This window comes from Schlesneria sp. (genome assembly GCF_036405755.1).
GTDB classification, from domain to species: Bacteria; Planctomycetota; Planctomycetia; order Planctomycetales; family Planctomycetaceae; genus Schlesneria; species Schlesneria sphaerica.
The window spans coordinates 1-11,374 of the sequence record NZ_DASWWZ010000463.1; the positions used below are offsets into that span (position 1 = coordinate 1).

Annotated in this window: 8 protein-coding genes; 4 read left to right on the forward strand and 4 right to left on the reverse strand. The window is 56.3% G+C overall.

From position 1 onward, the window contains the following. The coding region (locus VGE80_RS15840) for a TrmH family RNA methyltransferase (protein ID WP_440593344.1) at positions 1-632 on the reverse strand (632 nt) is incomplete at its 3' end. A 535-nt stretch (positions 633-1,167) separates the two neighbouring features. Here VGE80_RS15840 and VGE80_RS15845 point away from each other — a divergent pair. After that, the gene (locus tag VGE80_RS15845) at positions 1,168-2,256 is read left to right on the forward strand and encodes a WD40 repeat domain-containing protein (RefSeq protein WP_440593345.1); all 1,089 of its coding nucleotides are present in this window, start codon (positions 1,168-1,170) and stop codon (positions 2,254-2,256) included. Between the two features lie 120 nt (positions 2,257-2,376). Here the strand turns inward: VGE80_RS15845 and VGE80_RS15850 are convergent, their stop codons facing one another. Next, positions 2,377-3,672, reverse strand: a complete 1,296-nt coding sequence (locus tag VGE80_RS15850) for a PP2C family protein-serine/threonine phosphatase (RefSeq protein WP_440593346.1) — start codon at positions 3,670-3,672, stop codon at positions 2,377-2,379. Positions 3,673-3,944: 272 nt separating this feature from the next. On the opposite strand from VGE80_RS15850, the gene VGE80_RS15855 reads away from it, so the two are divergent. Next, entirely contained in the window at positions 3,945-5,441 is a 1,497-nt protein-coding gene (locus tag VGE80_RS15855; protein ID WP_440593347.1) for a hypothetical protein, read from the forward strand. Positions 5,442-5,833: 392 nt separating this feature from the next. Here the strand turns inward: VGE80_RS15855 and VGE80_RS15860 are convergent, their stop codons facing one another. Beyond that, positions 5,834-7,534: an MFS transporter gene (locus tag VGE80_RS15860; RefSeq protein WP_440593348.1), complete on the reverse strand. Its 1,701-nt coding sequence runs from the start codon at positions 7,532-7,534 to the stop codon at positions 5,834-5,836. 269 nt (positions 7,535-7,803) lie between these two features. Here VGE80_RS15860 and VGE80_RS15865 point away from each other — a divergent pair, with 269 nt between their 5' ends. Next, complete coding sequence (locus VGE80_RS15865) at positions 7,804-8,586, forward strand: glutamine amidotransferase (protein ID WP_440593349.1); 783 nt, start codon at positions 7,804-7,806, stop codon at positions 8,584-8,586. A 276-nt stretch (positions 8,587-8,862) separates the two neighbouring features. Further along, positions 8,863-9,708 carry a 3-deoxy-8-phosphooctulonate synthase gene (kdsA, locus tag VGE80_RS15870; protein WP_440593351.1) on the forward strand — a complete coding sequence of 282 codons (846 nt, stop codon included), beginning with the start codon at positions 8,863-8,865 and terminating at the stop codon, positions 9,706-9,708. Positions 9,709-9,945: 237 nt separating this feature from the next. Here the strand turns inward: kdsA and glgX are convergent. Next, positions 9,946-11,374: glycogen debranching protein GlgX (gene glgX, locus VGE80_RS15875; protein ID WP_440593350.1), on the reverse strand; the 1,429-nt coding region annotated here is incomplete at its 5' end.

Consider the following 11,374-nt stretch of genomic DNA (forward strand, 5'->3'; position numbering starts at 1 on the left):
GCACTCATCACTTCCCGATCCAGCCCAAGCTCTTCGTTGCCCAAAACGATGGCATAGGGCCGTTCCTGGTTTCTTCCTTTTGTGGGCGAACCACCACGGGTCGCAGCACCGACAATAAAGTAGTAGGGGCGGATCGCTCGCAGAAAGCCAGGTAGATGGTCCACACAGAAGACCTCGACGTGATCCAGCCCCCCTTCGGCGACGCGATAGGTCGCCTCGGTCGGCAGTGCCGCCTGAGGATGATCGGGAATGATCAGCTTTGTGACCCCAAAGAAAGCGGCCGTTCGGATGATTGCACCTAAATTGTGCACGTTGCTCACCCGGTCAAGAATCAGCAGCGAAAGACCACTGCTGGCCCATTGACGGACTTCATCCAGGCGGGGTGAGCGGATCTGGGGCGGTTGCACCACTACCACAACCCCGCCGTGATGGATGGACCCCGAAATGCGTTCAAGTTCTTCGGGTTCAACACAGCGGTAAACAAGCCGTTCTTTGGCCATCCATCTGCAAAGGTCACCGATCTCCGGTGCGATGGGAAGAGTGAAAAAAAGCCGTTTCACCGTGCTGGACGCTGTTTCGAAACGAGAGCGAACGGCGTTGAGGCCACAGATGACCAGTTCGCGGGAACGCATAGAACGCACTTTCTGGCGCAAGGATTAAAAGCTGAGTCGTTGGATCCGATGTCACACGGGCGAGGTTGGTGCGTCTATTGTGCGCGAGTGATTGCCTATTTTACCAGCACTCAGGCAGACGCGAGGACCCATTTCGTTAGGCCGCCTCAAATAAACCGACACCTTCGCAATAGAATTGTTCATGTTGCTTGCAAGACCGCTTAACAAGATCGCACATTTCCCGAGTTCACCTCTGCGGCTTGCCGAAGCTTTTGTTCACTATCACTCCCTTTGAAACAGCCACACAGAATCAGAAATATATACCTCAAAACAACTTAATCGCACTTCGGAAATCCCAATCGAGAAGTGGCATGCGGTCTGCGTTGTTCACACTCCCGACAAGGAGCCTGATAATCAGGCAGTAGTCGACGCGATCATTCTCCACAATTTGAAGCAAGTAGATCGCTTTTGCAGAAAACTTGCGCACGCCGGCTGAACGAGTCAGCCATTAAGTGAGTGCGTCTCAAGAGTTTTCCGAGAGTTTAGGGAGTTTCTTGTGTTAGTCCATCGGCCCCGCCTGAATCTGAGTAGCCCCCGACATCAACGAACGGGGTTCTTCTGTTTGGGTGCCTTACGCGAGGTCTTCGTCCTTGCGTCCGCAGTCTCTATTGTCACCGTCTGTCTCTGGCAGTCCTCGGCATTTATGAAGGTACATCTTGCCGCCGACAAACAGCCGAACGCTCGAAAGCTGCTTCCCGTTCTGGCACTGAACGTCGACCGTGAACGCGGGGCTGTCCTGGCTCATGTCTGGGGAGGCCAGCACGACGAAATTTCTCTCGATACCGGAGACGTCACGCAACAGACCATTTTTCCCGAAGTCATCGCCTATGACGCCTCCCAAAGGAACTCAGTCGTCGCACATCTTTCCGAATGGGCTGAAGGGGGTGCCATTCACCACCGGGTCGACATCTTTCGACGAGGAGAAATTCTCATCTCCGAAGAGTTCGGCACGCAGTCTCAAACTTCTGCCACCGTCAACGTCTCTGCGGACGGAACGTACGCGATCGTGATGACACTCGAAGGGAACGCCATTGGGTGGGAACTTCGAGATGAAGAACCCAAACGCCATGAGTTCACTCTCGAGCCATTGAACGTCGAGAACAACCTCTCTCCCGATGGAAACCGCCTGTTCGTCTCGGCAGACCAGGCGACCCCTTACTTCTGTGATTCCCGAACCGGGCAGTCGAAAGTGGAATTGCAGGGGTTGGCGGGATTCTGCTGCTGCTCAGAATGGACCAGTGACGGTCGCTATCTTGCCGTGGGAAATCAGCACGGCGACGTGATTGTGTTCGATACGACCACGGGTAAGCAGGTCTGGCATCAGCGACTCGATTTCATGTTCGCACGGGCAGTGTCGTTCTCGGTCGATGGAACTCAACTGGCTTGCGGGGGATTCGATCACAAAACTCGCATCTGGAATCTCTCCGAACCCGAACAGCCTCCCAAAGAATTGAAAGGTCAGTATGGAATCGTAAGAGGTCTGGTCTTTGGCCCTAACGATCAGACACTGGTCTCGGCCAGCTTCGAGGGGACCATTCACGAGTGGTCAGTCGCAACCGGTCAGTTACTTCGACAATTGAGGTAATGTGGGTTGACAGCAGCAGGTCAGTCAAGCGCCCCTGCTGTCACTCTTGTTTCAGGCCCGAGACAGACAGGCAGCGACGTTTTATTCTCGCACCTTTTCACAAATTGTCTTGAAGCTCCGTCAGACAATCGTGCCTACGACGAGCGTCCGGTCATCCGAGGCGGCTGTTCCACACGAGAACTCAGCAACCGAATTGAGCAGCGTCTGAACCGTCTGCTCAGGATCCAGAGATGTGTTCGAAATCTCGTGGTCCAGTCGTGACAGACTGTAAAGTTCCTGGTCGGGTCCTGCGGCTTCCACAATCCCATCCGTGTACAGGATCAACTGATCTCCAGGACGGAGATCAATCGCCGCCTCCACTGCACGGAAAGAATGCATCACGCCGAGCGGAAAATGCTGCGCGTGAATGAGCGAGCTGATCTTGCCCGAGTCACCGCGTCGCAGCCGCGGGGGATTGTGACCAGCTGACGAGTAGGTTAACCGCAGTGTCTGGGGATCGAAGATGGCGTAAAATGCCGTCACAAATGTGCCCGTGTTACCGACATAGTGCTGACACAGGCGATCGTTCAGGTAGTTCAACATCGCCCCCGGGGTAATTGTCGAGCCGGGGAACGTATGCGCAATACTGTGCATTACAGCCATCATCACGGCCGCGGGTGTTCCATGGCCGCTGACATCCGCGATCAGCAGCCCCCAAAGCCCGTCCCCCAGTGGAAAGAAATCGTAGTAGTCACCTCCGGCCCGTCGCGCTGTCTGGTACGACGCCGCGAGTTTCATCCGGGGGATCTGGGGGAGCTTGATCGGCAGCAGCGACCGCTGAATCCGGGCCACCGCTTTCAGTTCGCGATCAATCTCTTCATAAGCTTCCTTCAGTCGCTCGGCCAGGACGAGAGTACTCGTGGCGCGTCCGAACAAGTTTGCCAGCCAAACTGATTCGGGCAGGTTCTCGTACGAGAAGCCGTTTGGGACCCGCCGCATATGCAGGGACATGTTCAGCGACAAACCCTGGTCAAGCAGCGGGATGGCCTGCAGCGAGTGCTGTCCTTCGAGATATTCGTAAGCAGGATCGTCAGGAGACACGTTCAGGTTGTTGATGATCCGCGGTTCGTTTCCGTAGATCAGTTCAGCGAGGATTCCACCAGAAAGTAAGGGCAAACGCTCGGGCTCTTTCCAGGGATCGATATCATCTTCCCATTCGCTGTATCGAGTGATGAGGAAGTCCGGATAGGAGAGTTCACGCCGACTCATGGCCAGGCGTCGATCAATTTGCGGATTGACCTGCCTCATCCGCTCATAGTACTCGCGTACCATGGCCTGCGGATCAGTCTGCAAACTCAATTCGCGCATCGTCTCCATGATCTGGTTGAGACGTCGAATCGAGTTCGGTGTCGGTACAGAGGTAAATTCGCCCGTCATTGGCTGCCGTCCTGCTTCATGTGGGATTAGACGCGCATCGTATCAACCCCGACAAGACCCGAGCTACGAAAGAGGCCCTTTTTTTCAGGGGCCCTTTTTTCAGCGAAATGTTCCCTGGATCCAATGATCTGGTCTCTGGAGTCCTCTCATCAAACTCACGTCAAAATCTTCGCAGCGCACGCTGGATCAGGAAATCAGCTCATCCAGTTGCTACACTGGCAAATTGGTGGGCCATTCCGCTCGATGATTCCATCCGCTTGGAAAGGAACAGCATGTTTCCAATTGATCGTCGCGAGTTTCTCCGTGACCTCGGCGGCACGCTCGTCACTGGCAGCGCCGCTTGGTGCTCATTGAATTCACTGACCTCCGCCCGAGCGGAAGACGTGGCAATTGATCCCACAATTGTGCAGTTCCGGCCTGAAATGGAAGGAGTCGTCTGCTGGATTGAGCAGGCTCCACGCGAGAAGATTCTGGAGCAGGCGGTTGAAAAACTCAAAAACGGACTTCCCTATCGGCAACTCGTCGGAGGTCTCTTTCTCGCTGGAATCCGCAATATCAAACCCCGCCCCGTCGGGTTCAAATTTCACGCGGTGATGGTGATGGGTGCGGCCCATCAACTTTCGCTCGATGCATCGCAGGCCGATCGTCTTCTTCCGTTCTTCTGGGCGCTCGATAATTTCAAAGGCGCGCAGGCCCAGGACGTCAAAGAAGGAGACTGGACCTTATCTGCTGTTCGCGACGCAGAGGTCCCTTCGGCCTCTCAGTCACGAGCACGCTTCATCGAGGCCATGGACCGCTGGGACGAAGCGGCCGCTGACGTCTCTATCGCGGGACTTTGCCGATCCGCCAGTTCCACCGAAGTTATGGAAATCGTTTGGCCGTACGCGATTCGAGACTGGCAAAACATCGGGCATAAAGCGATCTTTGCAGCCTGTGCGGGCCGCACGCTGGACTTGATCGGTTGGGAACATGCCGAGCCAGTGATGCGGTCGCTCGTCTACGGCTTGCTTAACGGGGGAAACACGGACTCAGCCGCCCCCTACGACAAGAATCGGGAATTGGCCGGCAAGATTCGTGGTGACTGGATGGACGGCAAACCCGACCCCGAAGTCACTCGGTCAATGGTTCAGTCCTTGCGCGTCGCCACCCCCGAAGAAGCGGCCCAGGCAGTGGTCACTCAACTCAATCGAGGCGTGGCTGCAAGCTCTCTGTGGGATGCCATCCTGCTGGCAGCCGGAGAGCTTCTGATGCGAGAACAGGCAATTGTCCCCCTTCACGCGACGACAGCCACTAACGCCCTGTTCTTCATCTTCCGACAAAGTGGAAACGATTCAACGCGGCGACTCGCGTTGCTGCAGGCAGCATCGTGGATCGCGTTGTTCCGCGAGGGGACGCGGCAACGTGGCCGCTTCCCCGATAAGCCGAACATCGACGAATTCCAACCGAGCGACGCAGTTCCACCGTCCATTGAAGCGGTCTTCGATGGATTGCGACAGAATCGGGATACGGCAGCTGCGCAGGTGCTGGCTTACAGTCGCCATGGAGGAGATCCCGCCCGGTTCTTCGATGCAGCTCGGCATTTGATCTTCACCAAGGGGACGGACTCGCACGACTTCAAGTTTGCGGCCTCGGCCTTCGAAGATTTTTCGTACGCCAGCCCAGCCGTTCGCCCGCAACTGATGGCCGCGAGTGTCTACTACCTGCGAGGCGCAGGCGAACCTGACTCGCCATTACTTGAGCGCACCAAGCAGGCACTCGCGATTCTGTAGACCGGAACCACGCCCCGACGTGGGTCAGCGAGAGGCGTTTCAACAAACTGGGGTCGGGTACTCAAATTTCAAAACTGGCTTCCGAGTGAGTCGATCGTTCTGATCGAATGTTAGCCAGTCTGGAGATCTGGGCACCCGACCCCAAGGCGTACGCTCTCGGATCGCGCCAAACACGTGTTTGCCCGCTACCGCACGCGGACGCAGGAACCATCGCCCGGGCTGCCTCAACGAGACGGATCCCACGCCGCCAGGGGCGCGGGATCCGGTTTCAAGCGTTTCCGTGTCCAAACTCATCACTGTTGAACAATCACATCAGTCGTCCTGATGAGACCGTCAATCTCAGAACTTAAAGCCGGATCCCCGTCGACAGCTTTAGATACCTCGAGAGAACGTTACTCCGGTAGCGGTTTGCCTTTGGTCTCTGGAGCGAATGGTAGAACGAGCAATCCGATCAGGAAGATGGCACTCATCGTCACTCCCGCCTGACGCATCGGTTCCTCATACCCGTGGAAGACGAACTTGCTGAAAGCTCCCAGAGCGAACGGTCCGGACGCCGCCACGAAGCGCCCCACGTTGTAGCAAAACGAAGTCCCTGTGCTGCGCAGATGCGTGGGGAAGAGCTCGGGGAAATAGATGGCGTATCCACCGAACAGAGCGAGATGGCAAAAACCCATAATGGGAATCATCCAGAAGATCTGGCTGAACTCGGTGAGGTACCCGAACACCATCACTGTACTGAGCATTGCGAGGACAAAAGCGACCGCGAAGGCGGGCTTGCGACCGGTGTAATAGGTGACGTAGGTGAAGGCATAGATCCCGAAGAAGGCACCAATGTTGAGCATGACAGATGTGAATGCCGCCCAACGCCCCAACTGATTCGTCAGCTTCTTCGCTCGTTTCGAAATGCGGTCGGTATGCCCCTCGACCGCGGCGGCATCGCCTGAAACTTCGTCGCCCGAAAGATATTCCAACCGACGCGCTCGCTCGTCATCCGTTTTGGACAGGCTCGAGGCAATCTCCGATGCGGTCGGCGTTTCCCCGGCTTTTACTCTCTTTTGTACTTCAGAGTAGATGACTTCAGCGTCTTTATTTCCTGCCGCAGGTGACAACAACTGATTGGGGAACGGGACCGCTTTTGCCTCGCTCAGTAACTGGGGCTTGCTGACAATCAGTCGAATAAATTCCCGGTCCTTCTCGGCCTCGCCTGCCACGCGCAGGTCGTTTTCGAAGGACTTGCGGAAGACGGACCGGGTCAGGTCGATACTGAAGAATCCGATGCCCCACAGTCCGATCACCCCGGACGCCGCCATGATCAGCCCGACAATCGCGTTTCGCCGCCAAGTGGGGTTACCAAACAGTTCACTGTACGATCCAAGTTGCTTCTGGAGTTGTTCGTCCGAAGCGGCCTGCCACTGTTCAGGCTCCTTCAATCGTCGACGAATCAGGATCGCGAGCAGCGCGGGCAAGGCCCCAATCACGAACATGATTCGCCAGGCGCTCCCCACCGCCCCCCGTTCTTCGAGTTCGAATAGAACAAGGCTGATCACCGCGGCCGAGATATTTCCCACAGCAGACAGTGCCTGGAGTAACCCCAACGCGAATGGTCTCGCCCGAACGGGCATCACTTCGGCCACGAGTGCCACACCAACGGCAAATTCCCCACCCACACCCAGGCCGGTCAAAAATCGAAACGCGGCAAAACTCCATGGGTCCCAGGAAAGAGCACTCAGTCCTGTAAAGGCCGAATAGAGCAGAATTGTCAGGAGCATCGTCTTGGCTCGGCCGATCCGGTCACCCAGAATTCCAAAGCCTAGACCGCCCGTCGCCCAGCCCAGCAGAAAGATCGACGTGGAAATTGAGCCATAGAACTCAACGTCCGCCTGAGCTGGGGAAACACCGGGAGCCGGTGCGAGCAGTTCGCGCATCGCGGGAACACGAGCCAGGTTGAAAAGCTGCTGATCCATCGTGTCGAAGAGCCAACCGAGCGCTGCCACGACCAACACAAACCAGTGATAGCGTGACAGATCCTTCCACCAGGGAGTTGAAGAGCGCGTTGGTTCTTCTGGCGATGCTGCAGTATCAAATCCATGCATTGAGGGAAGCCTTATTCGCGGGGGGCAATTACAGTGCTAGGCGAGGGGATCAATACAACCAAATTGCGCCAGGTCTGCAAGCTCACCGGCGGGGTTTTCGGGACTTCGATCAATGAAACTGGCCATCCGCGATTATTCTGCCGCACTTTTTCACCTTGCTCTGATCTTGCGATCGACATTTCCAGCCACGGAAGCGACATTGCGGGGCAGACGGCGGGAAGCGCCATCCACTAAGATTGCGCACCTACTTTTCTCGGGAGAGTGAATCTGTGAGCGGATCGATTTTGTATTGCGGCGACACTGACCTGAACGGCGCCGCGTCCTATCTGGCAGGTATGTTGACTACCTGGAACTTTAATTTTCAGTACATCCCCAGCAACCAGCGAATCAGTATCGCGGACCTTGAGAAACCTCGATCCTTGCTGATCCTCAGCGACTACCCGGCCGCCAACTTTGCTCCAGAATGCCAGGAGGCGGCTCTCAAGCTCATTCAGCAAGGCTGCGGGCTCTTGATGATCGGCGGGTGGGAGTCGTATCACGGATTCGGCGGCGACTGGAACGGGACCCCTCTGGCGGCCGCCTTGCCCGTGGAGATCGCGGCCCAGGATGACAGAATGAACTTTGACCAATCCGCCTGGCTGGTCCCGGCAACCGAGCATCCAGCCATCAGCGGCCTGCCGTGGCTCACGCGACCTCCTGCAATTGGCGGGATGAACCACGTGACACCAAAACCCGATTCCAAAGTGGTCCTGGAAGCTCACACCTTTAAGGCGACATACGCGGGGACATCGAATTCGGCAGACTCAAGCAACTCGGGCTGGTCGTTCACGCCGGATCAGAAGTACCCCGCTCTGGTCACCGGACAATACGGGAAAGGCCGAACCGCCTCGTTCCTCAGCGACGTCGCTCCTCACTGGGTGGGGGGCTTTGTTGACTGGGGTTTGCCCCGCGTCACGGGTCAGGCTGCTCAGTCACAGGGGATCGAAGTCGGACACGATTATGCTTCGTTCTGGAAACAGTTACTGACGTGGACCGGACAAGTCGGAACGTGACAAATCGTTCCGAGAGGGGACTCTACTTCGAACGAGACGCAGGATTTCCCACGTCGTCATGACGCGTCGTGTTCGAAGCGAGTCTCCTGATCTGGCTCAAGCCGGAGTCGCGGGAATCTCTTTCCGTCGATAAGATTCGGTACTGGATCGCCCGTGAAGTACGTCGAGTGCAGTAATGGCCTGCAGCCCAAAAGAGGCCGCGATTGACACTATTTCTGCGACATCGGACCGGAGCACCGGCGAACTTGAGGAGTCGCTACATTTCTAGAAGGAGCTATTGTGCCAAATAATCCCGTCCAGGTCGGGCGTTGGAAATGCGGTCGAGGTCTTCCCCTGTTGTTCATCGCGGGGCCCTGCGTGATTGAAAGCGAAGAGCTTGTCATGCAGATTGCCAGGAAGCTGGCGAAGATCTCGGAGTCGAAAGGCGTTCAAATCGTCTTCAAATCGAGCTTCGATAAGGCGAATCGCACGAGCGTTGACAGTTTTCGCGGACCGGGACTGGAACGGGGCTTGGAAATCCTGGCAAAAGTTCGTGCAGAGACAGGATTACCTCTCACAACCGATGTCCATGAACCAGCGCAGGCCGAGCCGACGGCGAAAGTCTGTCAGATTCTGCAAATCCCAGCCTTCCTGGCCCGCCAGACCGATCTGGTGGAAGCAGTGGCAAAATCAACGGCTCAACACGGCGGGATTATCAACGTCAAAAAGCCGCAATTTATCGCCCCGGAAGATATGGTTCACGTCGTCAAAAAGTGCGAAGCCTCTGGAAATCAGAATGTCCTGCTCACCGAACGGGGAACAATGTTCGGGTATGGTCGGCTGATCAACGACTTCCGCTGCATCCCGGTAATGCAGTCGTTCGGCGCTCCTGTCATCTTTGATGCCACGCACAGCGTTCAATTGCCCGGTGGCGCCACCACGGGTGGGCGTCGCGACATGGTCCCTTTCCTCGCCCGTGCCGCTGTCGCCAGTGGCTGCGATGGCGTCTTCTTCGAGACCCATCCTGACCCGGACAAGGCTTTGAGCGATGGTCCCAATATGGTCCCGCTGTCAGAACTGCCTCGGCTGATTGACCAACTGACCCAATTGCGATCGTTGACGCAAAGTTTCGAAAAGGGGTGAAGAAACCGCGGAGCCAACGCCGCCCGGGGAGTGGGGCCGGGCATTCAAGTCCTATCATTCGAAACTGGCGCGCAGACTCATCGAACAATTCAATGCCTCCCAAGCCAGTTTTGGATAGGGGACACTCAGGCCTGACTTTTATTGTCTACGGTCCTGCGCACCAGCTCCGCGTGCTTATCCTGTGTCGGCCATTGCAAGGAATGCGAGAGGAACGAGCGCGGACAACTTCGTCCGCGGTCAATCCCCAATCCTGTGACGGAACAGGGCCATGCTTCTTGGCTGAAGAACATAGGGGTTTGCGGTTTCGTATTTCACGATGTCGGTCGAACCATCGTATGTATCGAACAGCCGGTCAATGGCTTTGAATCGCTGGACCGCTCGCGGCATCGTGAATGGCACCGGACTTTCTCCCGCATTCAGCAGGACCAGCAGGTTATCACCAATGATACAGGCCCCCTGCTCATCGATCTGACTGCAATGTCCCAGCAGGAGCATGCCGAGCGAACGGCGCGAGGTATCACTCCACGCCGCCTCACTCATCCGGTGGCCCGAGTTGTCGAGCCAGTAAATGTCGTCAACATCGTCTCCCTGAACGGAGCTCTTGAAGAATCGGCGACGCGAGAGTGCGGGCTGCTCTTTGCGAATTTGGATCAGTCGCCGGACAAAGTCTAACTGCCGCTTCTGAGCCGGTTTGAAGTCCCACGAAAGCCACGACAGGAAATTGTCCTGCGAGTAACAGTTGTTGTTGCCCTGTGCTGAATGGGCCCGTTCGTCACCCGCGAGCAGCATGGGGACCCCCTGCGAAACAAACAGGGTCGCCAGGAAATTCCGCTGCTGTCGTGCACGCAGTTCGAGGATCTCGGGATCGATAGTTGGACCTTCGACTCCGCAGTTCCAGCTCAGATTATGGTCGTTGCCGTCACGGTTTCCTTCACCGTTTGCTTCGTTGTGTTTGGTGTTGTAGCTGACCAGATCGTTGAGCGTGAACCCGTCATGGCACGTGACGAAGTTGACACTGGCAGATGGCTTTCGTCCGTTGTCTTCGTAGAGATCACTGCTGCCTGCCAGCCGTGTAGCCAGTTCATTCACCATTCCGCCGTCCCCTTTCCAGAAGGAGCGGACACAGTCACGATATCGACCGTTCCATTCGGTCCAGATCACAGGGAACTTCCCGGATTGGTACCCTCCTTCGCCAACATCCCAAGGCTCTGCGATCAGCTTGACCTGGGATAGAATCGGGTCCTGATGAATGATGTTGAAAAAACTGCTCATACTGTCGACGTTGTGGAACTGGCGTCCCAGCGTCGTGGCCAGATCAAATCGAAATCCGTCCACGTGCATCTCGGTAACCCAATACCGCAGACTGTCCATGATCAGTTGCAGAACGCGTGGATGACGCATGTAGGGCGTATTGCCGCAGCCCGTGAAGTCCATGTAGCGGCGTTTTTCTTCCGCATCCAGCAGGTAGTAGCTGGTATTATCGATGCCGCGAAACGACAACGTCGGTCCCCGCTCGTTTCCTTCCGCCGTATGGTTATAGACCACATCCAGTATGACCTCGATACCGAACGAATGCAGTGTCCGAACCATCGATTTGAATTCCTGAGCCATTAACTCGGGATCTTGCGTCGCGCAATACCGTGGATCGGGAGCGAAAAAACCGAGT

Excerpts from the sequence above, each read along its gene's own strand:
- VGE80_RS15850 (WP_440593346.1), bottom strand. The coding sequence starts at position 3,672 with ATGACGGGCGAATTTACCTCTGTACCGACACCGAACTCGATTCGACGT.
- VGE80_RS15855 (WP_440593347.1), top strand. The coding sequence starts at position 3,945 with ATGTTTCCAATTGATCGTCGCGAGTTTCTCCGTGACCTCGGCGGCACG.
- VGE80_RS15860 (WP_440593348.1), bottom strand. The coding sequence starts at position 7,534 with ATGCATGGATTTGATACTGCAGCATCGCCAGAAGAACCAACGCGCTCT.